The organism is Lichenihabitans sp. Uapishka_5 (genome assembly GCF_033947565.1).
Taxonomy (GTDB): domain Bacteria; phylum Pseudomonadota; class Alphaproteobacteria; order Rhizobiales; family Beijerinckiaceae; genus Lichenihabitans.
Map to the genome: position 1 here is coordinate 1 of NZ_JARPVX010000063.1, position 22,464 is coordinate 22,464.

The 22,464-nt window shown below is 67.4% G+C and carries 19 protein-coding genes; 13 read left to right on the forward strand and 6 right to left on the reverse strand.

Annotated elements, in window-relative coordinates:
- The 4 genes from P7D22_RS17195 to P7D22_RS17210 all read left to right on the forward strand — a co-directional run.
- A partial coding sequence (locus P7D22_RS17195) for a GH36-type glycosyl hydrolase domain-containing protein (RefSeq protein ID WP_442916105.1) occupies positions 1 to 1,616 on the forward strand: 1,616 nt, incomplete at its 5' end.
- A gap of 91 nt (positions 1,617 to 1,707) precedes the next feature.
- Positions 1,708 to 3,765, forward strand: a complete 2,058-nt coding sequence (locus P7D22_RS17200; protein WP_319935482.1) for a M3 family metallopeptidase — start codon at positions 1,708 to 1,710, stop codon at positions 3,763 to 3,765.
- Between the two features lie 31 nt (positions 3,766 to 3,796).
- Positions 3,797 to 4,888, forward strand: a complete 1,092-nt coding sequence (locus P7D22_RS17205) for an ATP-dependent DNA helicase (RefSeq protein ID WP_319935483.1) — start codon at positions 3,797 to 3,799, stop codon at positions 4,886 to 4,888.
- Between the two features lie 356 nt (positions 4,889 to 5,244).
- Positions 5,245 to 5,823, forward strand: coding sequence for a hypothetical protein (locus P7D22_RS17210; protein WP_319935484.1), 579 nt, complete (start codon positions 5,245 to 5,247; stop codon positions 5,821 to 5,823).
- A gap of 345 nt (positions 5,824 to 6,168) precedes the next feature.
- On the opposite strand, the gene P7D22_RS17215 is transcribed toward P7D22_RS17210, so the two are convergent.
- The 4 genes from P7D22_RS17215 to hflK form a co-directional block, all read right to left on the reverse strand.
- Positions 6,169 to 7,170 carry a sensor domain-containing diguanylate cyclase gene (locus tag P7D22_RS17215; RefSeq protein WP_319935485.1) on the reverse strand — a complete coding sequence of 334 codons (1,002 nt, stop codon included), beginning with the start codon at positions 7,168 to 7,170 and terminating at the stop codon, positions 6,169 to 6,171.
- A gap of 107 nt (positions 7,171 to 7,277) precedes the next feature.
- The gene (locus P7D22_RS17220; RefSeq protein ID WP_442916106.1) at positions 7,278 to 8,777 is read right to left on the reverse strand and encodes a Do family serine endopeptidase; all 1,500 of its coding nucleotides are present in this window, start codon (positions 8,775 to 8,777) and stop codon (positions 7,278 to 7,280) included.
- A 74-nt stretch (positions 8,778 to 8,851) separates the two neighbouring features.
- Positions 8,852 to 9,736 (reverse strand): protease modulator HflC, encoded by an 885-nt coding sequence (hflC, locus tag P7D22_RS17225; protein WP_319935486.1) that lies wholly within the window; start codon positions 9,734 to 9,736, stop codon positions 8,852 to 8,854.
- Positions 9,733 to 10,854 (reverse strand): FtsH protease activity modulator HflK, encoded by a 1,122-nt coding sequence (gene hflK, locus P7D22_RS17230; protein ID WP_319935487.1) that lies wholly within the window; start codon positions 10,852 to 10,854, stop codon positions 9,733 to 9,735. Before hflK ends, hflC begins: the two co-directional genes overlap by 4 nt.
- Positions 10,855 to 11,118: 264 nt before the next feature.
- Between hflK and P7D22_RS17235 the strand changes: the two genes are divergently transcribed.
- From P7D22_RS17235 to tgt, 5 genes are all read left to right on the forward strand, one after another.
- Complete coding sequence (locus P7D22_RS17235) at positions 11,119 to 11,679, forward strand: peptidylprolyl isomerase (protein ID WP_319935488.1); 561 nt, start codon at positions 11,119 to 11,121, stop codon at positions 11,677 to 11,679.
- 194 nt (positions 11,680 to 11,873) lie between these two features.
- Complete coding sequence (locus tag P7D22_RS17240) at positions 11,874 to 12,548, forward strand: hypothetical protein (protein ID WP_319935489.1); 675 nt, start codon at positions 11,874 to 11,876, stop codon at positions 12,546 to 12,548.
- A complete protein-coding gene (locus tag P7D22_RS17245) occupies positions 12,478 to 12,933 on the forward strand; it encodes a peptidylprolyl isomerase (protein WP_319935490.1) in 456 nt (151 codons plus the stop codon). The genes P7D22_RS17240 and P7D22_RS17245 overlap by 71 nt, the downstream gene beginning before the upstream one ends.
- 48 nt (positions 12,934 to 12,981) lie before the next feature.
- Positions 12,982 to 14,043: a tRNA preQ1(34) S-adenosylmethionine ribosyltransferase-isomerase QueA gene (gene queA / locus P7D22_RS17250; RefSeq protein ID WP_319935491.1), complete on the forward strand. Its 1,062-nt coding sequence runs from the start codon at positions 12,982 to 12,984 to the stop codon at positions 14,041 to 14,043.
- Entirely contained in the window at positions 14,040 to 15,158 is a 1,119-nt protein-coding gene (gene tgt, locus P7D22_RS17255) for a tRNA guanosine(34) transglycosylase Tgt (RefSeq protein WP_319935492.1), read from the forward strand. Before queA ends, tgt begins: the two co-directional genes overlap by 4 nt.
- Before the next feature lie 8 nt (positions 15,159 to 15,166).
- Here the strand turns inward: tgt and P7D22_RS17260 are convergent, their stop codons facing one another.
- Positions 15,167 to 15,619, reverse strand: coding sequence for a hypothetical protein (locus tag P7D22_RS17260; RefSeq protein WP_319935493.1), 453 nt, complete (start codon positions 15,617 to 15,619; stop codon positions 15,167 to 15,169).
- Positions 15,616 to 17,622, reverse strand: coding sequence for a CocE/NonD family hydrolase (locus tag P7D22_RS17265; RefSeq protein WP_319935494.1), 2,007 nt, complete (start codon positions 17,620 to 17,622; stop codon positions 15,616 to 15,618). The genes P7D22_RS17260 and P7D22_RS17265 overlap by 4 nt, the downstream gene beginning before the upstream one ends.
- Positions 17,623 to 17,955: 333 nt before the next feature.
- On the opposite strand from P7D22_RS17265, the gene P7D22_RS17270 reads away from it, so the two are divergent.
- The 4 genes from P7D22_RS17270 to P7D22_RS17285 all read left to right on the forward strand — a co-directional run bounded on the left by P7D22_RS17270 (position 17,956) and on the right by P7D22_RS17285 (position 22,112).
- Positions 17,956 to 19,038 carry a sulfate ABC transporter substrate-binding protein gene (locus P7D22_RS17270; protein ID WP_319935495.1) on the forward strand — a complete coding sequence of 361 codons (1,083 nt, stop codon included), beginning with the start codon at positions 17,956 to 17,958 and terminating at the stop codon, positions 19,036 to 19,038.
- Positions 19,039 to 19,114: 76 nt separating this feature from the next.
- Complete coding sequence (gene cysT, locus P7D22_RS17275; protein WP_319935496.1) at positions 19,115 to 20,020, forward strand: sulfate ABC transporter permease subunit CysT; 906 nt, start codon at positions 19,115 to 19,117, stop codon at positions 20,018 to 20,020.
- Between the two features lie 2 nt (positions 20,021 to 20,022).
- On the forward strand, positions 20,023 to 21,069 hold the full coding sequence (locus P7D22_RS17280; protein ID WP_319935497.1) for a sulfate ABC transporter permease: 1,047 nt from the start codon (positions 20,023 to 20,025) through the stop codon (positions 21,067 to 21,069).
- Complete coding sequence (locus P7D22_RS17285) at positions 21,066 to 22,112, forward strand: sulfate/molybdate ABC transporter ATP-binding protein (RefSeq protein ID WP_319935498.1); 1,047 nt, start codon at positions 21,066 to 21,068, stop codon at positions 22,110 to 22,112. Before P7D22_RS17280 ends, P7D22_RS17285 begins: the two co-directional genes overlap by 4 nt.
- Positions 22,113 to 22,464: the final 352 nt, after the last annotated feature.

Genomic DNA, 22,464 nt, shown 5'->3' on the forward strand with positions numbered 1-22,464 from the left:
GCGCCTGCGCCTCGCCGTGGATCGCCGCCGGCCCCCCCACTCCCGCCACTTGGGTGGCGGTCGTGCTGGGGCAGGCGGCGAGCCAGGGCGAGGCGCTGGCGCAGGCAAACCTCCGCGACCCCGTGGCGGCGCGGGCCGCCTATGCGGCGAGCCGCGCCTGGTGGGCGGAACGCTTCAGCGGCATCCGGGTCGAAACCAGCGACCCCGGCTTCGATCGGCTGGTCAACGTTTGGTTGCCCTATCAGGCGCTGGCGGCGCGGCTATGGGGGCGCACCGGGCCGAACCAGCGCGGGGGGGCCTATGGGTTCCGCGACCAGTTGCAGGACGTGCTGCCCTTCCTGTTCCTCGATTCGCGGCTGGCGCGCCGCCAGATCGTGCTGCATGCCGGCCAGCAGTTCCGCGAGGGCGACGTGCTGAAATGGTGGCATGTGGCGCCGGACGGGCGCACCGGCCTTGGCCAGCGCACCACGGCGTCGGACCCGCATCTGTGGCTGCCCTATGTGGTGGCGCGCTACCTCGAGGCGACGGGCGACCGCTCGGTGCTGGACGAGCGGCTGCCCTACCTCGAAGCGCCTCCTGTGCCGCCGGGTGCCATCGACACGGTGGTGAACCCGAGCCCTTCGCGCGAAACCGACACGCTGCTCGGCCATTGCCAGCGGGCCATCGGCTACACGCTTGCCCGCATGGGCCGCCATGGCCTGCCGCTCGTCGGCTCGGGCGATTGGAACGACGGCATGGATGCGGCCGGCCGGCAGGGTCGCGGCGAGAGCACCTGGCTCGGCTGCTTCTTGTATGATGTGCTGACGCGCTTCGGGCCGCTGATGGGCGATGCCCATGCGGCGGAGGCCGGCCGCTATGCCGCCGCGGCAGTCGCCCTGAAGGCCGCCATCAACGGTGTGTGGCGTGGCGAACACTACGTCTTCATGTTCGACGACGATGGCGAGCCACTCGACCGGCCGAGCGTGATGACGGCCGCCTGGCCGGCATTGTCGGGTGCCGCCGATGACGGGCGCGGCGTGGCGGCCCTCGAGGGCGGCCTCAGGCATCTCGAGCGGCAGGATCGCATCCTGCTGGTGTCGCCGCCTTTCGACGAGAACTCGAATCCCTACCCGGGTCGCATCGCCGAATATCCGCCGGGCGTGCGCGAGAACGGCGGCCAATACACCCATGGGGCTACCTGGACGGTCGACGCCTTCATGCGACTGGCCGATCAGGCCAGGCAGGACGGCGATGCCGAGGCGGCGCGCCACTTCGCCGGCCGCGCGGTCGAATGCTGGTTCAAGATCTCGCCGCTCGGCAAGACCGAGGGCGAGGCGCTGGCGATCTACGGCCTCGCGCCGCACCAGCAGCCCGCCGACATCTACGACGGGCCCGAATATGGCGGCCGCGGCGGCTGGAGCTGGTATTCGGGCTCGGCATCCCGGATGCTGTCGGCCGCCTATGCGATCCTGGGCCTGCGCATGCAGGACGGCCTCTGCCGGGTGCCGGACGACCTGTTCGCCCCGAAGGGCAACTTGGCGGTGCGGCGGCTCGTGGTCGGCGGCGTGGTGCACGAGGCGCCTCGCCACGACGCCGAGGCGGCCGGCGACCGCGAAGGGGCCGCCGTGCTGCCCTGAGGGTCGGCCCGGGCGACGCCATTTGCGTGTCGCGGTCCGGGCCCCCATCTATTGGCCGACATTCCAAACGATTCGCTGCCGGGAGCGCGCCTTGTCCGACGCCCAGAACCCTTTCTTCGCGCCCTCGACGGCGCCCTTCGGCCTGCCGGCCTTTGATCGCATCGAGCCGGACCATTTCGTGCCGGCCTTCGAGCGCGGCATGGCCGAGCATCAGGCCGACATCGACGCCATCCTGGCCGACCCGAACCCGCCGTCCTTCGACACCGTGATCGTGCCGCTCGAGCGCATGGGCGCGCTGCTGCGCCGGGTCAACGGCACCTTCTGGAACCTTGCGGGATCCCACACCAACGACGCCCTGCAGGCGGTGGAGCGCGAGATCGCGCCGCGCCTCGCCCGGCACTATCAGGCCGTGTCGGCCAATGCGGCGCTGTTCCGCCTGGTGGAAGCCGTCTGGGCCGAGCGCGGCAGCCTGAGCCTCGACGTGGAACAGGCGCGCGTGCTCGACCTCACCTACCAGGGGTTCGTGCGCGATGGCGCCACCCTGGCCGAAGCCGACAAGCAGCGCCTCGGAACCCTTGTGGAGCGCCTTGCGGTGTTGGGCACCCGCTTCAGCCAGAATGTCCTGGCCGACGAGAAGAGCTTTGGGCTGACGCTCGCGGCGCCGGCCGACCTCGCCGGCCTGCCGCCGGCCGTGGTGGATGCCTGCGCCCGGGCGGCGGTCGAACGGGGCGCTCCGGGCGGGCATGTCGTCACCTTGTCGCGTTCGATCGTGGTGCCGTTCCTGCAATATTCAACCCGCCGCGACCTGCGCGAAACCGTTTATGCGGCTTGGATGGCGCGCGGCGAGAACGGCGGCGACACCGACAACCGCACTATCGTGGCCGAAACGGTGCGGCTCAGGGCCGAGCGGGCGCGCCTGCTGGGCTTCGAAACCTTTGCGGACTTCAAGCTGCAACCCTTGATGGCCAAGACGCCGGAAGCCGTGCAGGAACTGCTCGACCGGGTGTGGGAACGGGCGTTGTTGCGCGCCACCGAGGAAGCGGCCGACCTGCAGCGCGCCATCAAGCAGGAAGGCGGCAGCTTCACCCTGGCGGCCCATGATTGGCGCCATTACGCCGAAAAGGTCCGCAAGGCCCGATACGACGTCGACGAGGCCGAGGTGAAGCCCTATCTCGAGCTCGGCAACATCATGGCGGCAGCCTTCGACACGGCGTCGCGCTTGTTCGGCCTCACCTTTACAGAGCGTCACGACCTCGCGCTCTACCATCCGGACGTGCGGGCCTTCGCGGTGGCAGACCGTGCCGGGCGGCACGTGGCGCTGTTCCTTGGCGATTATTTCGCGCGGCCCTCGAAGCGCAGCGGCGCCTGGAACTCGTCCTTTCGCAGCCAGGACCATATGGGGGCCGAGGACGTGCGGCCGATCGTGGTCAATGTGATGAACTTCGCGCAGGGCGGCGACGGCGCCCCGACCCTGTTGTCCATCGACGATGCCCGGACGCTGTTCCATGAATTCGGCCACGCGCTGCACACCATGCTGTCCGACGTGACCTATCCGTCTATCGCCGGTACGGGCGTGCCGCGCGATTTCGTCGAGTTTCCCAGCCAACTTTACGAGCACTGGTTCATGCGCGAGGAGGTGCTGGGACGCTTTGCCCGCCATGCCGAAACCGGCGCCCCGATGCCGGAAGACCTGATCGCCCGGGTGAAGCGGGCCCAGAACTTCAACCAGGGGTTCTCGACGGTGGAATATTGCGCTTCCGCGATCGTCGACCTCGATTTCCACCTGCTGCGCGACGACGAGGTGACGGAGCACTTCGATCCCCTGGCGTTCGAGCGCCGCGTGCTCGAGCGCATCGGCATGCCGCCCGCCATCGCGATGCGGCACCGCACGCCGCATTTTTCCCATGTCTTCTCGGGCGACGGCTATTCGGCCGGCTATTATTCCTATCTCTGGTCGGAGGTGCTGGACGCCGACGGTTTCGGGGCCTTCGAGGAGGCTGGCGACATCTACGATCCGGAAACGGCCGACCGGCTGTATCGCTACGTGCTGTCGGCCGGCGACACGCGCGAACCGGACGAAGCCTACCGTCTGTTTCGCGGCCGCATGCCGAGCGTCGACACCCTGCTCGAGAAGCGCGGTCTCGCGTGAGCGATCAACTCTCGTCGGCTGTTCTCTTCCGATGAAGTGGTCGCCCGAACAGGATGCGGCGCTCAAGGCCGTTTCGGCCTGGGCAAAGCGAAGCGACGGCCCGCAGGTGTTCCGCTTGTTCGGCTTCGCCGGCACCGGCAAGACCACGCTGGCCCGCACGGTCGCGGAGGACAGCCCCGGTTCCGTGGCCTTCGGGGCCTATACGGGCAAGGCCGCGCTGGTGTTGCGCTCGAAGGGCTGCACTGAAGCCACCACCATTCACAGCCTCATCTACCGCACCCGCGACACCGAAACCGAAACGCCGTCCTTCGTGCTGAACGGCGAGGGCGCGGCCTCGAAGGCGGACCTCATCGTCATCGACGAATGTTCGATGGTCGACGAGGACCTCGGCCGCGATCTCCTGTCGTTCGGCACCAAGGTGCTGGTGCTCGGCGACCCGGCCCAGATCCCGCCCGTGCGGGGCGGCGGCTTCTTTACCGAGGCCGAGCCCGACGTCATGCTGCGCGAGGTGCATCGGCAGGCGGCCGACAACCCCATCATCCGGTTGTCGATGGCGGTGCGCGACGGCGGCCGCCTGAGCATCGGCGACTATGGCGAAAGCCGCGTCATCCCGCGGGCGAAGCTCGGGGCCGCCGCGGTCTTGAAAGCCGACCAGCTGCTGGTCGGCACCAACAGGTCGCGCCGCAACTACAACCGCCGCATGCGGGAGCTCCTGGGCTTCGCGCATCCGATGCCCGAAGCGGGCGAGAAGCTCGTCTGCCTCCGCAACGACAAGAAGAAGGGTCTGCTCAACGGCGGCACATGGACGGTCGAACGGCTGCACGCCATGAAGGGCACCAAGCTGCGGATGAGCCTGGTGCCCGAAGGGGAAGCCGGACGGCCGACGCGCGTGTCTGTGTTGCCGGCGATGTTCGAGGACAGCGACGAGGAGATTCCTTATGCGCTGCGGCGTGACTCCGATGAATTCGACTACGGCTATGCTTTGACGGTCCACAAGGCGCAGGGGTCGCAATGGGACAGCGTGGTGTTGTTCGACGAAAGTGCCAGCTTTCGGGAACATGCAAGCCGCTGGCTCTACACGGGCATCACGCGCGCGAGCCACCGGCTGACCGTGGTGGTCTGACCACGACCCCACCCGGTCCTATGCTGCGACGCCGAAGGTTAACGAAGTGTTGTGCGCGTATTTTCCAGCGCCGCAACGCCGTCGTTACCATGACGGGAAAGACACAGGGCCGAAATGTTCCTGGAGCAACCTTCAGCTTGGCCACAGGTTTGATATATGGGCATTGTACGTGGAACCGGCGCGCTTGACGATCGAGCGAGCCGGACGCGGCCATCGTCCAGCGAAGTTTTCGCTTCGGCGATGCAACAAGTGGCCACGTAAGGCCGTTACGCCTCCACGCAAGCGCCATAATCGTTTGCTGGCGGCATTGTCGACGGCACCCGAGGCAGGGTTCTTCTGGACTGGAGCGTGATCCTATGAGCACAAAGTTTGGTTTCCTCGCGGCTGTCGCCGCTGTTGTTGTGGCGGGTTCCGTCGGCGTCGCTTCGGCGCAGACGGCTGAGACCGTGACGGTCCCGGTGAAGAAGACCACCAAGGGCTATGCATCCCGCGTTAGCGCCCCGCTGCGCACCCGCACCCTGACGGTTGCGGCGCCGGTTGGCGCTCCTCCGGCTCAGCCGGGCATCACCTCGCCGTTCGGCCTGGTGACGGCACCGATCGGCTTCGCCGGCAACCTCATCAATGCCCCGCTCGGTGGCTTGAGCCAGGCGTTCGGCTTCGGTCCGCTCACCACCCAGTCCCGCCCGCTGCCGATCGTCGCTCGTTATGCCGATGCCGGCGCGGTCACCGATTCGGTGAACCAGGGTTGGGCGCAGCCGGTTCCGGTGTCGGCAAACGGCCCGGTCTACAAGCTCGACGAGGTCAAGGGCGGTAGCGTGTCGCCGTTCACGATCATCGCTGCTCCGCTGACCGCCACCACGACGTTGATTTCGACGCCGTTCAACGCCGCCGGCAGCCTGCTGGGCGCCGCTCCGGCTCCGGCTCCCGTGTTCTAAGCACCGGGTTTCAGGACCTGACGATGAAGTGCCGGCGCAAGACGCCGGCATTTTTTATGGAGTTGGCCTGCCTGTCGATGCGGCCAAGCTCGATGATCGGAGACGTTCGCGTCAGCGAGCCGGCTGCGGGCAATTGCCCGTCATGCTGCCGATAAACGTGCCGGGCCGGCATGAGTCCGGTGTTGCCTTGAGGCGGTCGCTCAAGGGACTGCATCCCGCGAGCATGCCCAGCACGAGGAGGCTGACGAGCCCCGAAGTGCAGCACCGCAACAGGGGCCCGAATGCGGCATTACCGCGTCGTCGCGACATCATCAACTCGATCGGTTGGATGAGGCGGCGAAAGCTTCAGAACAACATCACCGCCGAGGACTGCGCCTGCGCCACAGAAACCTGGTTGCGCCCGTTGCGCTTCGAGGCGTAGAGCGCCTCGTCCGAAGCCGCAATCAAGTCTTCCGGCGCGAGACTGCCATCGTGACCCGTGCTGGCGCCGATGCTGAGGGTCAACACATTCTGGGATGAGTCCGGATGGTCGACCGCCAGGGCCTGCACGGCCGCTCGCAGGCGCTCGGCCACGATGCGCGCGCCTGTCTGGTCGGTGCCGGGCAGGATCACGGCAAATTCTTCGCCGCCGTAACGCGCCGCGTTGTCGCCTTGCCGCAGTACGCTCCGGATCACATCGGCCACCTGCCGGATGCACGCATCGCCGCCGATATGGCCGAACCGGTCGTTGAACAATTTGAAGTGGTCGATGTCGATCATCAGCAGCGACAAGGGGGAGCCTTCCCTGGCGGTGCGCTTCAGTTCGCTGGCGAGCGTCGCATCGAAACTGCGCCGGTTGAACAGGTTGGTCAGCCCGTCCCGAGCCGCCAGGGCCTGCAGTTCGTGTTCCGCCTTCTTCTTGGCGGTGATGTCGCGGAACGTCTGGATCACCGCCAGCAGCCGGCCCGTTTCGTCGTAGATCGGGCCGACATCGATCGCGAGCGACACCGTGCGGCGAAGCCGCGGCAGCTCGAACGTCACCTCGAGCGAGACGCCGAAATCCGTCAGTCCGTAGTCGACATGGTCGCAGTAGAAATTCTCGATTTCCGCGTAACGCCCGGTCGCAACGAGATCGGCCAGGCAGGGCCGCGGCGCCGCATAGAACGCCTTCCATTGGTCGGTCGTGCCGATCACTTCGCTGGCCGGAACCCCGGTGAGGCGCTCGCAGGCCTTGTTCCAGATGATGACACGCTGGTCGGCGTCGAGCACGAAAGTCGGCACGACCAGGTGTTCCATCAGCCGGATCGCAAGGCTTTGGTCGCCGTTCCGGTTGGGGTCGGCCGGGCTAGGATCGTCTCGCAGGCCCATGTTCCTCACGCTATTCGGTCGGTCGAATAGCGACGATTAAGCCCGTATCGTAAATATTCCTTCAAACCTGGCAGGCATTTAGCCCCGCCTGAGCGAGGCTTGTCGCGTCAATCGAGGCCAATCGCCACGAAGCGCTCTTCGCCTTGAGGATTGACCACCAGCATCAGGGCCGAATGGCGTCCCGCATCATGCAGGCCCTTGATCCTGCCGGTCACGTCGCCTGTTCCGGACACCTTCTGCTGGTTGATCTCCACCAGAACGTCGCCGGGCACGACCGACTTGCCGGCCGCCGCAGACCCGGGCTCGACAGCCGTGACGACCACACCCTGGGTGTCCCCCTTGATGCCGAATGTTTTGCGAAGATCGTCCGTCAAGGGCGCGAGTTGCATGCCGAGAACGGCACCGGAAGGAGAGGTCACGCCGGGGTCGGGCGCAGCCTTGGCGGGTTCGGCCGAAGCTTTGTCGGGATCGGCAAGGCGCCCCAGCGTCACGATGGCGTCCTGCGGCGTGCCGCCCCGGACGATGCCGATCGTCACGGCCTTGCCGACGGGGGTTGCGGCCACGAGGCGAGGCAGGTCGCGCGAGGTTTTGACTGGCTTGCCGTCGAACGACACGATCACGTCACCCGCCGCGAGACCGGCGGGCTTGGCGGGACCGTTGTCGTCGACTCCAGCCACCAGGGCTCCCCGGGCGGTCCCGAGCGACAGGCTGTCCGCGATGGTGTCGTCGACCGGTTGGACGCGCACGCCGAGCCAGCCGCGTCGCGCTTCGTGGAACTGGCGAAGCTGATCGATGATCGGCATCACGGTATCGGCCGGCGTCGCGAAGCCGATGCCGATGGATCCACCCGAGGGCGACAGGATGGCGGTGTTGATGCCGATAACATCGCCGGCCATGTCGAACAACGGACCGCCGCTGTTGCCCTTGTTGATGGCCGCATCGGTCTGGATGTAATCGTCATAGGGACCGGAATCGATGTTGCGGTCCCGGGCCGACACGATGCCCGAGGTCACGGTTCCGCCGAGCCCGAAGGGGTTGCCGACCGCCATCACGGGTTCGCCGACCCGCACATGGTCGCTGTCGCCGAACGGAACCGCCTTGAGCGGCGTCGCGGACGTCACCTTCAGCACCGCCACGTCGACCTTCTTGTCGGTGCCGAGCAGTTCAGCCTTGAGCTTGCGTCCGTCGGTCAGGATGACGGTGATCTCGTTGGCGCCCTCGATCACGTGATTGTTGGTGATCACGATGCCGGAAGCATCGATGATGAAGCCCGAGCCGAGCGACGTGCTGCGCCGGCCATGCGGTGCGCCCTCGTCGCCGCTGCCGCCATTATGGCCCTGCAACTGCCGCTTGAAGAAGTCTTCGAACAACTCCTGCATCGGCGTCCCGGGAGGGAGCTGAGGCATGGCCTTCAGGCCCGGCTTGCCGGCGTCGCCGACCTGGACGGCGGAAATGTTGACGACCGCATCGACGACGCTGGCGGCAAGGTCGGCCAGATTGTCGGGCATCTTGGCCGACGCCGGCAGGGCGCCGCCGAGCAGCATCAGGGCGGACGCGATGGCCGCCTGGGCGGAGCGCCGGCCGCAGCCTGGTAGGAAAGCAACCATCGACGATCCTTTCGCACCCCGAGCGGCCGGGAGCTTCGCACCCGCGTGGCCTGTCGGCAACGCGGGGATTGGCCTCAGGGGGCGGTAGGCGCCGTGCCGCCCGTCGGGTCGCCGAAGTAGTGGAAGAACTTCGAATCCGGCGGCAGCACGAGGCGGGTGTCGCTGCCCTTCAGCGCCGTCACATAGGCCTGCATGGAACGGTAGAAGGCGAAGAACTCGGGGTCCTTGCCATAGGCTTCGGCGAAGACGCGGTTGCGCTCGGCGTCGCCCTGGCCGCGCATTTCGTCCGCTTTACGCTGGGCATCGGCCTTCAGCACCACGGCTTGGCGATCGGCGTCCGCCTTGATGGTCTGGGACTGTTCGGCACCCTCGGCGCGGTATTGCGCCGCCTCTCGCGCGCGTTCGGAGATCATGCGCGAGAACACTTTTTCCGAAATCTGCTGCGGGAGGTCGGCCCGGCGAATGCGCACATCGTCGATCTTCAGGCCAAGGTTGGTCGAATCGGCATCCACGAGGTCACGGATGCGCACCATGAGCTTGCCGCGGTCCTCCTTGACGATCTGCGGCAGGGTGGATTCGCCCAGCACACGGCGGAGGGCAGAATTCATCACTGAGGCCAACTGATTGTTGGCGCGCAACACCGTGCCGACGCTCTGGTAGAACCGCAGCGGGTCTGCGATGCGGTAGCGCACGAAGGCGTCGACAAGCACGCGCTGGTTGTCGGCCGCCACGACCTCCTGCTGGGGTGTATCGAGGTCGAGAATGCGGTTGTCGAGCCGCACCACCGTTTCGATCAGCGGGATCTTCATCTTCAGGCCCGGCTTGGAAATGACCCGCACCGGCTCGCCGAAATACAGCACCAGGGCCTGCTGGGTCTGGCTGACGGTGAAGAAGGTGCCACCCACCACGATGAGGACGACAAGAAGGGCCGCGGCGGCGGCCAGAAGAACCGGCTTCACTTCTCACCTCCGGTCTGGGCTTTCGGGGCATCGAGGCTGCCGAGCGGTAGGTAGGGTACGACACCCGGTCCCTTGCCATCGATGATCACCTTCTGGGCCCCGCCCAGCACCGTTTCCATGGTTTCGAGGTAGATGCGCTCGCGCGTCACGTTGGGGGCGTTCTTGTATTGTGCGTAGACCTGGGCGAAGCGCGACGCCTGGCCTTGCGCCTCCTGAACGGCCTGGGTCTTGTAGCCTTCGGCCTCCTGAAGGATCTGGGCTGCCGCGCCGCGCGCGCCGGGAACCACGCTGTTGGCATAAGCGTCGGCCTCGTTGCGCTGACGCTGGAGGTCCTGCTGGGCCGAGGTCACGTCACGATAGGCCGCGATCACCTGATCGGGTGGATCGACCGACAAAAGCTGAACCTGCAGGATCAGCACACCGGCCTTGTAGCCGTTCAGCACGCCCTGGATGAGGTCTTGCACGGCGGGCTCGATCACCTTGCGGTCGGTCGTGAGAATGTCGCTCAGGTTCTTCTTGCCGATCACCTCCCGCATGGCGCTTTCGGCCACGGCCTTCACGGTTTCCTGCGGATTGCGCAGGTTGAAGGCGAACTCTTCCGGCCGGGAAGGGTCGATCTGCCACACCACGCGGAACTTCACGTCGGCGATATTCTCGTCGCCGGTCAGCATCAGGCTTTCTTCCGGCTTGTCGAGCGCCAGTTGCAGGCCCCCGGCGCGCGGGCTTTCGTCGCGGGTCACGGCGCCGATGTCGATCGAATTACGGTTGGTCACCGGCAGCACCGTGACGCTGCCGACCGGTCCGGGAAAGTTGTACCGCAGGCCGGGGTCGGTCTTGCCGGTGTAGCGCCCAAAGATCTGGTTGATGCCGACCTCGTTGGGCTGCACCGTGTAGAAGCCCGTCAGCAGCCAAACCGCGATCGCCGCCAGGGCCAGCAGGCCGAGGCCGGCCGGACCCCCGATGCCGCCGCCGGGAAGCCAGCGCTTCAGCCGTTCCTTGCCGCGGCGCAACACATCCTCGAGATCAGGCGAGCCGCCGCTTGGCCGCGAGGGGCCGTTGCCCCAGGGACCGGGATTGCTCTTCCAGGGCCCGCCGTTGTTCTGGTTGGACCACGACATTCCTGTGTTCACCCGTTCCCCGACCGATCGTGCGATGGTGTGCTGCCGGTTGCCGCCGGGTCGGACCCCAACGTGAACCTCCGGCCTTGCCGATGTCCGACATATAGGACCCCTCAGGGAGACGCAAAGCGACGCCCCCTGCGGCAACGCTCAAGTCATTACCACGTCGCAATGTTTCGTCGCCGCGCTTACGCCTCGGCGGCCGCATGGTGCCGCGCCGACGGCTCTGCTAGAACCACGCCGAATCCTCATCTGGAGAAAGCCATGCTGTTCCGCCGTCGCGACCTGATGCTTGCGCTGCCTGCCGCCCTGGCGCTCGCGGCCGCCTTGCCGGCCCATGCGGCCACGGTCGATGCCAATACGGTCTACCTCGACACCAAGGACGGGCGCGTCACGGTCGAACTGCGTCCGGACCTCGCGCCAAAGCACGTCGCGCAGGTCAAGAAGCTGATCGCCGACAAGTTCTACGACGGCCTGGTGTTCCACCGCGTGATCGATGGCTTCATGGCCCAGACCGGCGACCCGACCGGCACCGGTATGGGCGGCTCGAAGCTGCCCGACCTGAAGGCCGAGTTCACGAAGACGCCGTTCAAGCGCGGCACGCTGGGCATGGCCCGCGCCCAGAGCCCGGATTCGGCCAATTCGCAGTTCTTCATCTGCTTGGCCGACTCGGCGTTCCTGAATAACCAGTACACGGTGTTCGGCGAGGTGACGGGCGGCATGGATGTCGTCGACAAGATCAAGAAGGGCTCCGAGTCGGACAACGGCAAGGTGGACGCGCCCGACAAGATCGTCACCATGCGGATGGCCCAGGGCGCGAAGTAAGGCTTATTCCCGCTCGGCGCCGATCCGCATCCGCCGTGATGCGAGCGGAGCCAAGCAATCCAGAACCTCCGCGCTACCCTGGATTGCCGCGGCGGCGATGCCGCCTCGCAATGACGGAGGAAGGGGTGTTCGCCATGTGTCAGGCACGGCATCGAACCTTTCCCTGGCGCCCGTGCGTCGTTGCCGCGGCACTGGTGGCCGCAACCGCAGGGGCGGCGCAGGCGGCGCCCCGCGGCTTTCACCGCAGCCACCCGCGCTCCTTCCTGTTCGACCCGTTCTTCGACGACGGCTTCTACGGACCCGTCTTTCCCGAATTGCCGCCGCCGTCCGGCTATCCCCCGATCCTCACCTTTCCTCAGGACGAGGGCACGGATGTTTACGAGGCGACGCCGCGGCCGCCGTCGATCCCCTCGCCTTATCCGCAGGGCTTCGTGCTCGACGTGCCGATGCGGTCCGACCCGGATGGTTCGGAACCGGTGGCGCCATTCGGGGTGCTCAACACCTACCGGGCTGTGGCGGATGCGCTCGGCCGCTGTTGGCGGCCACCGCCGCGCTTCGCGGGCCAGCGCTGGACAACAGTGACGTTGCGGGTCAGCTTCAAGCGCGACGGTTCGGTCAACGGGATGCCCCGCATCCCCTATGCCGATCCGGGCTTGACGGCGGACGCGCGATCCGGTCTGAACCAGTCCCTCACCGCGGCCCTGCAACGCTGCACGCCGCTCAAAGTCACGCCGGGCCTCGGCTCGGCCATCGCGGGGCAGATCTTCGCCCTGCGCTTCATCGAACAGGAGCCGCCCCATGACGGACACTCCCAAGACCCTGACGCTCGAGACCACGCAAGGCCCGGTGGTGATCCGCCTGCGCCCTGACCTCGCGCCGAAGCATGTCGAGCGCATCGCCCAGCTGGCGAACGAGAAGTTCTACGACAATGTCGCGTTCCACCGCGTCCTCGAGGGCTTCATGGCGCAGACCGGCTGCCCGCACGGCACCGGCACGGGCGGCTCGAAGGAGCCGAACCTGAAGGCCGAGTTCAATGCCGAGCCGCACACCCGCGGCACCTGCTCGATGGCCCGCGCCCAGAGCCCGGATTCGGCCAATTCGCAGTTCTTCATCTGCTTCGACGACGCTCGCTTCCTCGACAAGCAATATACGGTCTGGGGCGAGGTGACGTCCGGCATGGAGAATGTCGACAAGCTGAAGCGCGGCGAGCCCGTGCGCGATCCCGACCGCATCGTCACGGCCCGGGTGGCCTGACGCCCGTCGTCTCCGTTCCCCGTTCCCACGGGGAACGGGGCTCCTGCCATGCTGGTCGACGCCTTCGATTTCGCGCTTCCTGACGCCGCCATCGCGTTGCATCCGGCGCAACCGCGCGATGCTGCGCGCCTGCTCGCGGTCATGCCCGGCGCGTCGCCGTCTTTCGCAGACCACGTGGTGCGCGACCTGCCGGGCCTGCTGCGGGCCGGCGATGCCGTGGTGGTCAACGACACGCGGGTGATCCCGGCGCGGCTCATCGGCCGGCGCTACCGTGGCGAGGCTTCGGCCCGCATCGAGGTCACCCTGCACCTGCGCGAGGCGACCGACACCTGGCGCGCCTTTCTACGGCCGTCGAAGAAGCTCGTCGATGGCGAGACCCTGGTGTTCGGCGACGGTTTTGCGGCCACCCGCGTCGCCAGCGGGGAAGGCGGCGAGGCCGTGCTGCGCTTCGATCGCGGCGGCCCGGACCTCGACGCGGCGCTCGACCGGCACGGGCTGATGCCGCTGCCACCCTATATCGCGCATCGCCGGCCCGAGGAGGCGGGGGACGCCGACCATTATCAGACGATGTTCGCCCGCGAGCCCGGCGCCGTGGCGGCCCCGACGGCCGGCCTGCATTTTACGCCCGACCTGCTGACCGGGCTCGAGGCGGAGGGCGTCGCCATCCATCGGGTGACGTTGCATGTCGGAGCCGGCACCTTTCTGCCCGTCAAGGTGGAAGATACGGCCGATCACCGCATGCACGCAGAATGGGGGCGGGTGACGCCCGAGGTCGCGGCAGCCTTGAACGCCACGCGCGCGCGCGGCGGCCGGATCGTTTCGGTCGGCACCACGGCGCTGCGCATCTTGGAGAGCGCCACCACCGAAGCGGGCACGATCGCGCCTTTCGCGGGACAAACCGCAATCTTCATCACGCCCGGCTATCGGTTCCGGGCCATCGACCTGCTGATGACCAATTTCCACCTGCCGCGTTCGACCTTGTTCATGCTGGTCTCGGCCTTTTCGGGCCTCGACACCATGCAGGCCGCCTATGCGCATGCGATCACGGGCGGCTACCGGTTTTATTCCTATGGGGACGCCTGCCTGCTCGGGCGGCACGACCAGCCATGACCCCTGATTTCAGATTCACGCTTCACGCCACCGACGGCACGGCCCGCACGGGCGCCATCACCAATCCCCGCGGCACCATCCGGACGCCGGCCTTCATGCCGGTCGGCACGGCCGGAACCGTGAAGGCCATGTATGCCGGCCAGGTGCGCGAACTCGGCGCCGATATCGTGCTCGGCAACACCTATCACCTGATGCTGCGCCCCGGCGCCGAACGGGTGGCGGTCCTCGGCGGCCTGCACACGATGATGCAATGGCCGCACCCGATCCTCACCGATTCCGGCGGCTTCCAGGTGATGTCGCTGTCGAAGCTGCGCAAGCTCGACGAAACCGGCGTCACCTTCCAGTCCCACATCGACGGGCGGCGCTATGCGCTGACGCCGGAGCGGTCGCTCGAGATCCAGGACCTGCTCGGGTCCGACATCCAGATGCAGCTCGACGAATGCGTGCGCCTCCCGTGTTCGGAGGCCGAAAGCGAGCGCGCCATGCGGTTGTCGCTGCGCTGGGCCGAGCGCTCGCGCCTTGCTTTCGGCAACGTGCCGGGGCGGGCGGTCTTCGGCATCGTTCAGGGTGGCGAAGTGCCGGCGCAGCGGGTCGCCAGCGCTCAGGCGCTTGCCGCCATGGCCTTCCATGGCCTTGCCATCGGCGGCCTCGCGGTGGGCGAGCCGCAGGACGTCATGCTGCGGATGATCGAAACGGTGGAGCCGCACCTGCCGCACGCCAAGCCGCGCTATCTGATGGGCGTCGGCACGCCGGACGACATTCTCGAAAGCGTGCGGCGCGGCGTCGACATGTTCGATTGCGTGATGCCCACCCGCGCCGGCCGGCACGGCCAGGTGTTCACCCGGTTCGGTCGGTTGAACATGCGCAACGCCAAGCACGCCGACGACACCCGGCCGATCGACGCGGCTTCGTCCTGCCCGGCGGCGCGCGATTATTCCCGCGCCTACCTGCACCACCTCGTCAAGTCGGGCGAGATCCTCGGCATGATGCTGCTGACCTGGGTGAACCTCAGCTATTACCAGGACCTGATGGCCGGCATCCGGGCCGCCATCGCCGAACGACGCTTCACGGATTTCGCGGCCGCCACCAAGGAAGACTGGGGCAGGAGAGGGTAGGGGAGGGGCTATAATGGAGGCGGACCTGGTTGGTGGGATCGCCCCCCGAGGGGCATATTGTTCCAGAAGCCGAACGCCACCTCCTGCAACTCCCGCACGAAGATCGTCGCTTCCGGTCCGCGCCAAGGGCCGGGATAGGATAGCCGGCTGACCCACCAGCCTTGCCCCGGCAGGCCGTCCGACTGTCGCACCACCAGCACGGCGAGTTCCGGCTCGCCCGCGGCGTGGCCGGCCTCGTCGATGGCGTCGAGCGTGCGGCAGACCGCCCGCATGCGGGGCCGCGTAAAAGGGTGGCCGAGCGCATTCAGCAGCGCCGCATAGGTGAGCGCCTGCTGTTGCCGGACGGCGGCGACCAGCAGGGCGCGCACAGGCCCCACATTAGACAAGGCGATCGCGGCCTCGGTGCCGCGCCAGGGCGTCGCCTCGCCGTCATCGGGGTTCGAGGCATTGCCTCCGCTCACACGTGAAGCCGGGGAATCGTTTCGGACCACGTGCGGGTCGCCACCTCGGCGTCGCCCTCGAAGGCCTTCAGGGTCGCGTTCAGTCGGAAGGCGTCCCGGTCGCCGGCGAGCGTCACCCGGGTCTCGATCCGGATGGCCCAGCCATCCTCGCGCAGCATCGAATACACCTGATCGATCGTCGCCTCGGCCGAATCCGGATCGTCGGCCGCGACACTCAGGCGCCGCGTCAGGTCGTGCGACACGGTTGTGCCGATGTCGTCCCATATCCCGACGCCTTCGCCGAACAGCCCCCCTTCGCCCACCGTGGTGGACACCGCCTTGCCGGTCACCTGATCGAAACTGACCCCACGCGTGATGCGGCCTTCGCGCAGCAGCGTGCGGGGCGTCGGCGCGCCGCCGCGCCCGGGAGGCAGGGTGAGTGGTGGTTCTCCGGGCCGGTCCGGCCGCACCGGCAGCACCAGGCGGCACGCCGGCGTAAATAAGGTCAGGGTGGCGGCGTCGCGCGCGGGCCAGACCAGCGGCCAGCAGGCGGTCGCGACTGCCAGCCGGATGCGGTGGCCGGCCGGGAAGCGGTGGCCGCACACCTTCAAAGGCACCCGCACCTGCAGGCGCTCGCCCGGCACCAGCGGCGCCGGGGCCGCCGAGCCGTCGCGGTGATCGAGGTTCAGCACCGCATAGCTGATGCGCAGCGACGACCCGTCGGGAGCGACGTCGCAGAGCCGCAGGGCAAGCTGCGCATGCGGCCGATCGGCCGCGAGCTCCAGCGTCACCACCGGAAAGCCCAGCACATCTTGGTCAGCCGCGAGCGGCTCCGTGTCGAACACGAGCGACAAGCCGTCGTCGAGGCGCTGGTCGGCCGGCATTTCGCCCACCACGCCGGTGCCCATCCATTCCCCGCCCGTCGTGCCGGTCCAGAGCGGCGAGCGGATACTCAGGGTCGCGGCCTCGGCGGCGCCGGGCAGCAGGCGCCCCGGCCCAAAGCTCCAGGCCTGGTCGGCGATGCTCGGGCTCGGCCAAGCCGGCTCGGCCACGAAGCGGCCCTCGACGGCGGGCAGCGTCGTGGTCGGTGTCCGATGATCCTCGATGAAGGCCCGCAGCATGGGCCCGTCCATGATGCCGGTGTTCTGGCCCTTCAGCCAGGTGTCCCACCAGCGCGTCGCTTCACCGAGGAAATCCACCGATGGGCCCGGCACACCATCCTGCGGATATATATGGGCCCAGGGGCCGATAAGCCCCTGCCGTGGGCAGCTGAGCCCTTCGAGCAGGCGCGGCACTGCATTGGTATAGGCATCGGCCCAGCCGCCGACCGCCAGCACCGGGCAGGTGATGGCCCCCAAATCCTCGTTGACCGAGCCGTGCCGCCAATAAGCGTCGCGGCTCTGGTGATTCATCCAAAGGGCCGGCCAGAGCGGCATATGGTCGAGCCGCTCCAGCCATTGCGCCCGCCAGCCCTCGCCGACGATCGCCGGGTCCGCCGGCCGCGCCTGATAGGCCAGCATGATGGAGCCCCACCACAGGTTGTCGTTCAGCAGGCAGCCGCCCATGAAATGGATGTCGTCGGCGAAACGGTCGTCGGTCGAACACACCGTGATGATGGCCTTCAGGGCCGGCGGTCGTCGTGCCGCCACCTGCAGCGCGTTGAAGCCGCCCCAGCTCTTGCCCATCATGCCGACCGCGCCCGTGCACCAGGGCTGCGCCGCCAGCCAGGCGATCACCTCTAGGGCATCGTCCTGCTCCTGCGGCAGGTATTCGTCGTCGAGCACCCCATCCGAGTCGCCCGAGCCGCGCATGTCGACCCGGATCGCCGCATAGCCTTGGCTGGCGAAGAAGCCGTGCATCGGCTCGTCGCGGCCGCGCGTCCCGTCGCGCTTGCGGTACGGGATATATTCGAGGATGGCCGGAACGGGATGCGCTTCCGCATCGTCGGGGCGCCACAACCGGGCCGCGAGGCGCGTGCCGTCGGCGAGCGGGATCCACAGGTTCTCGATTGTTTCGACCGCCATGCCGGTCCCACTCCCGTCCGTTGCGTGCCGCTCCATATGGCGGTCTCAGCGTGGCTGTGCCAAGTGGTGCCATCCGCCTTCATCGTCTCGGAGAGGCATGGCGAGGACGTCCCCTGCCTACGCTCCGTCATTGCGAGGCGACGCAGTCGCCGCAGCAATCCAGGCGACGCCGCGGTGCTGGTTTGCTTCGCTCCGCTCGCAATGCCGGGACGCGCGTCGGATCTCATCGTGTGCAGAACGCCATTGCGCCGTCTGGGTCTTCTCAAACCTACAATCAATCTATAAGCACGATAGACAATGATTGGGCCCCGAGCCCGAACGGAGATCGCGATCATGTTCACCCGTCGCCATGTGGTCGGAGGTCTGGGCGCCTTGGCGGCTGGTCTCGCCGCGCGCCCGGCCCTTGCCAAGGACATCAAGCTGCTCAACGTGTCCTATGACCCGACGCGTGAGCTCTACACCGTGCTGAACGACGGCTTCGCGGAAGCCTGGAAGCAGAAGACCGGCGACAACGTCGGATTCGAGATGTCGCACGGCGGCTCCGGCAAGCAGGCCCGCTCGGTGCTCGACGGCCTCAAGGCCGATGTGGTAACGCTGGCGCTCGGCTGGGATGTCACGGCCATCGAACAGGCCGGCCTCATCAAGCCCGGCTGGCAGACGCGCCTGCCCGACAACGCCTCGCCCTACACCTCCACGGTGGCGTTCCTGGTGCGCAAGGGAAATCCGAAAGCCATCAAGGACTGGTCCGACCTCGTCCGCCCTGGCGTCGAAGCCATCACGGCCAGCCCGAAGACCGGTGGCGGCGGCCGCTGGGTGTTTCTCGGCATCTGGGGCGGCATCGCCAAGGCCCCGACCTTCGATCTCGCCACCGCCGAGGGCGTGGCGGCCGCCAAGCAGGCAGGCGACGGGTCGGCCTCGGTCTATGCGAACGCCGCCGCAAAGGATTTTCTCACCACTCTCTACAACAAGCATGTGCCGGTGCTCGACACGGGGGCGCGCGGCGCGACCGTGTCCTTCGCCCAGAAGGGCATCGGCGACGTGCTGCTCAACTGGGAGAACGAACTCTACCTCGCCAGGGAAGAGTTCGGCGCCGACAAGTTCGACATCGTCTACCCCTCGACCAGCATCCTGGGAGAGCCGCCGGTGGCGGTGGTGGATGCCGTGGTGGACCAGAAGGGCACCCGCGCGGTGGCCGAAGCCTACCTGCAATATCTTTACACGCCCGAGGCCCAGGACGCGATCGGCCAGCTCCACTACCGGCCGCGCGACATCGCGGCGCTGAAGAAATACAGCGCGTCCTTGCCGACCGTGCCGATGTTCACCATCGACACGGCCTTCGGCGGCTGGCCCAAGGCGCAGGCGACCTTCTTCAAGGACGGCGCCCTGTTCGACGCCCTTTACAAGCCGGCCCAATAACCACTACCTCGCTCGACTTCTCGGGGCGCGCGGACGGACAGGCGAACGACGTGGCAAGCGGCAACAAGGAGACGGCGTGACGGCCGTCCGGCACCGGCGCGTGATCCCCGGCTTCGGCCTGACGCTCGGCACCACGCTCGTCGTTCTGTCGGCCGTGGTGCTGTTGCCGCTCGCAGCCCTGGTGGTGCGGTCGGCCCAGCTCACCGGGCCTGAGTTCTGGGCCACCGTCACCGATCCGGTGGTGGTGGCGGCCTACCGCCTCACCTTCGGGGCGGCCGCGATCGCAGCTTTGTGCAATGCCGTGCTGGGCCTGATGGTGGCCTGGACGCTGGTGCGCTACCGCTTCCCCGGCCGCCGCCTGTTCGACGCGCTGATCGACTTCCCCTTTGCGCTGCCCACCGCCGTGGCGGGCCTCACCTTCTCGAGCCTCTATCTGAAGGATGGCTGGATTGGTGGCTTCGGCGATCGCGTGACGACTGGCCTCAACGGCTTGGCAGGCTTGGTCGGGCACCCGGGCCTGTTGCCGCCCGATGCCCTGTCGGCGCTCGATTTCGCCTATACCAACACCCCGACCGGCATCGTCATCGTATTGATCTTCGTCGGCCTGCCGTTCGTGGTGCGATCCGTGCAGCCGGTTCTGCAGGCCTGGGACGCCGAATATGAGCTCGCGGCCGAGAGCCTCGGGGCAGGGCCCTTCACGACCTTTCGCCGCGTGATCTTTCCCGAAATTTTTCCGGCCTGGCTCAGCGGGGCGTCGCTCGCCTTCGCGCGCGCGGTCGGCGAATACGGCTCGGTGATCTTCATCGCCGGCAACATCCCGGGCAAGTCGCAGATCGCGCCGCTGTTGATCGTGCAGAAGCTCGACGACTTCCAATACCCGCAGGCGACCGCCATCGGCATCGTGCTGCTCGGGGCTTCGCTGGCGATCCTGCTGGTGATGAACGGCGTCGAGGCCTTCGTGCGCCGCGCCCGGTCGGTTTGACGATGGCGGGCGCTCCTCCCGCCCAGGCGGCCCCGTCGGGGTCCGTCGCCCCGGCGCGCGGCCATCCCGCATGGCGGCGGTTGCTCATCGCCGGCACGGTGGTGTTCCTCAGCCTGTTCATCCTGCTGCCGGTTGCCAACGTCTTCACCCAGGCCCTGTCCAAGGGGGTGGACGGCTATGTGGCAGTGTTCACCGGGGCGACGACAGCCGGGCCGGTGCCGACCGGCCTCGTCGAGCGCCGCAAATTCGCGGCCAAGCGGGCCCAAAGCCAGAAGACCTGGAGCGCCATCCGGATGTCGGCCGGCGTCGCGGCTTTCGTGGTGCCGCTCAACATCGGCTTCGGGCTTGTGGCCGCATGGGCGGTGACGAAGTTTCGGTTTCGCGGCCGGCTGCTGCTGGTGGCCCTGATCGACCTGCCGTTTTCTGTGTCGCCCGTCGTGGCGGGCCTGATCTTCGTGCTGCTTTACGGCCGCACCGGGCTGTTCGGCTCCTGGGCCACCAACTGGCAATGGCCCGACCCGACATCGCTCACCTGGGTCGGCTTCGCGGGGGGCTGGCCCCTGGCGTTCACGGCCTGGAACACCGGCGTCATTTTCACGCCCTTGGCCATCGGGCTGGCGTCGCTGTTCGTCACCTTTCCGTTCGTGGCGCGATCCGTCATTCCGCTGATGGAGGCGCAGGGTACCGACGAGGAGGTGGCGGCCTTGTCGCTTGGCGCCAGGGGTTGGCGCACCTTCCGGACCGTGACGCTGCCGAACATCCGCTGGGCGCTCCTGTATGGCGTCATCCTCTGCACTGCGCGTGTGTTCGGCGAGTTCGGCGCGGTGTCGGTGGTGTCAGGCAACACCGATGCCAACGACACGATGCCGCTGCGCATCGAGAAGCTGTGGAACGAATACGACAATCAGGCGGCCTTTACGGTGGCGTCGCTGCTGGTCGGTCTGGCGCTCTTCACCCTGGTGTTGAAGGCCTTGATCGACCTGCGCACGACCCGCACCGAACAAATGCGGGACACGCAGGCCCCCCTGCAGACGGGACGCCCCCTATGAGCATCACGGTCCGCGGCATTTCGAAATCCTTCGGTCCGACCCGGGTCCTCAGCGACGTCGACCTCGCCATCGCTACCGGCGAGCTTGTGGCGCTGTTGGGTCCGAGCGGCTCCGGCAAGACCACGCTGCTGCGGGTCATCGCCGGCATGGAGGCCGCCGATCCGGGCAGCGGCGCGGTGTTGTTCGATGAACAGGACATCACGGCGCGCGGCATCGGCGAGCGGCGCATCGGCTTCGTGTTCCAGCATTATGCGCTGTTCAAGACCATGACGGTGTTCGAGAACATCGCCTTCGGGCTGCGCTCGAAGCCCTGGCGGGAGCGGCCGAGCGAGGCGCAGATTCGCGGCAAGGTGGGCGAGCTGCTCGACCTGATCCAGCTGCAGCCTTTGGCGCAACGCTTCCCATCGCAACTCTCGGGCGGCCAGCGCCAGCGTGTGGCCTTGGCCCGGGCGCTGGCGGTCGAACCGCGGGTGCTGCTGCTCGACGAGCCCTTTGGGGCGCTCGACGCCACGGTGCGCCGCGATCTGCGACGCTGGCTGCGCAAGCTGCACGAGACCATCCACGTCACCACGATCTTCGTCACGCACGACCAGGAGGAGGCGCTCGAGGTGTCGGACCGCGTCGCCGTCATGCGGTCGGGCCGCATCGAGCAGTTCGGCTCACCGCAGGAGGTCTACGAGCACCCCGCCAGCCCCTTCGTGTTTCAGTTCCTCGGCCACTACAACGTTTTCAGCGCCCGGCAGGCCGGCACGCCGCCGGATACGCCTGTCGGGGCAGATGATCGTCCGGGCCAAAGCTATGTGCGGCCCCATGATGTGCTGATCGCGCGGGTAGCGGCCGAGGCTGATGCCATCGCGGCCCGTGTCCAGCATGTGGGCCTCGTCGGCTCCATCGTCCGAGTGGAGCTGCAGCGTCTCGATCAGCCTGAGACCATCGATGCCGAGCTTACGTTGGAAGCTAGCAAAGCCTTGGGGCTCAAGACCGGCGAAACGGTGTTCGTGACGTCGCGGCACGCGCAGGTGTTCGAAGACTACGCCATCTGAGGCTTGCGACAGGGTCGCCCTTTCGCGTGGTGGCTTCCGCTTTGCGCACCCAATCAGTCGACCCTTAAGCCTCGGCTACGGGCTACCGGTGACCACGGCGGCAGCGACGCTGAGGTGTGTCGTTTCGGCATTGGACCAAGCCAGAGGTGGAGTTCAAGCGACTCCAAAATCGGTATGGCGTGCCTCCCGGCAGAAGACCGTTCACTTTTCCCCACGCCACTTCCGATGACATCACAGCGGCTTAGGGCCTCCCGAGGCGATCCTTTGACGCTTTTCTGACGGTTTAAGGATTTCCCCGGTTGACCTCTCATCCGCGTGCATCCTATAAGGCGTTCATCGACGGCGGCGCTGC

Excerpts from the sequence above, each read along its gene's own strand:
- queA (WP_319935491.1), top strand. The coding sequence starts at position 12,982 with ATGCTGGTCGACGCCTTCGATTTCGCGCTTCCTGACGCCGCCATCGCG.
- P7D22_RS17205 (WP_319935483.1), top strand. The coding sequence starts at position 3,797 with ATGAAGTGGTCGCCCGAACAGGATGCGGCGCTCAAGGCCGTTTCGGCC.
- P7D22_RS17215 (WP_319935485.1), bottom strand. The coding sequence starts at position 7,170 with ATGGGCCTGCGAGACGATCCTAGCCCGGCCGACCCCAACCGGAACGGC.
- tgt (WP_319935492.1), top strand. The coding sequence starts at position 14,040 with ATGACCCCTGATTTCAGATTCACGCTTCACGCCACCGACGGCACGGCC.
- P7D22_RS17270 (WP_319935495.1), top strand. The coding sequence starts at position 17,956 with ATGTTCACCCGTCGCCATGTGGTCGGAGGTCTGGGCGCCTTGGCGGCT.
- P7D22_RS17210 (WP_319935484.1), top strand. The coding sequence starts at position 5,245 with ATGAGCACAAAGTTTGGTTTCCTCGCGGCTGTCGCCGCTGTTGTTGTG.
- hflK (WP_319935487.1), bottom strand. The coding sequence starts at position 10,854 with ATGTCGTGGTCCAACCAGAACAACGGCGGGCCCTGGAAGAGCAATCCC.
- P7D22_RS17265 (WP_319935494.1), bottom strand. The coding sequence starts at position 17,622 with ATGGCGGTCGAAACAATCGAGAACCTGTGGATCCCGCTCGCCGACGGC.
- P7D22_RS17220 (WP_442916106.1), bottom strand. The coding sequence starts at position 8,777 with ATGGTTGCTTTCCTACCAGGCTGCGGCCGGCGCTCCGCCCAGGCGGCC.
- P7D22_RS17235 (WP_319935488.1), top strand. The coding sequence starts at position 11,119 with ATGCTGTTCCGCCGTCGCGACCTGATGCTTGCGCTGCCTGCCGCCCTG.
- P7D22_RS17280 (WP_319935497.1), top strand. The coding sequence starts at position 20,023 with ATGGCGGGCGCTCCTCCCGCCCAGGCGGCCCCGTCGGGGTCCGTCGCC.
- P7D22_RS17285 (WP_319935498.1), top strand. The coding sequence starts at position 21,066 with ATGAGCATCACGGTCCGCGGCATTTCGAAATCCTTCGGTCCGACCCGG.
- P7D22_RS17245 (WP_319935490.1), top strand. The coding sequence starts at position 12,478 with ATGACGGACACTCCCAAGACCCTGACGCTCGAGACCACGCAAGGCCCG.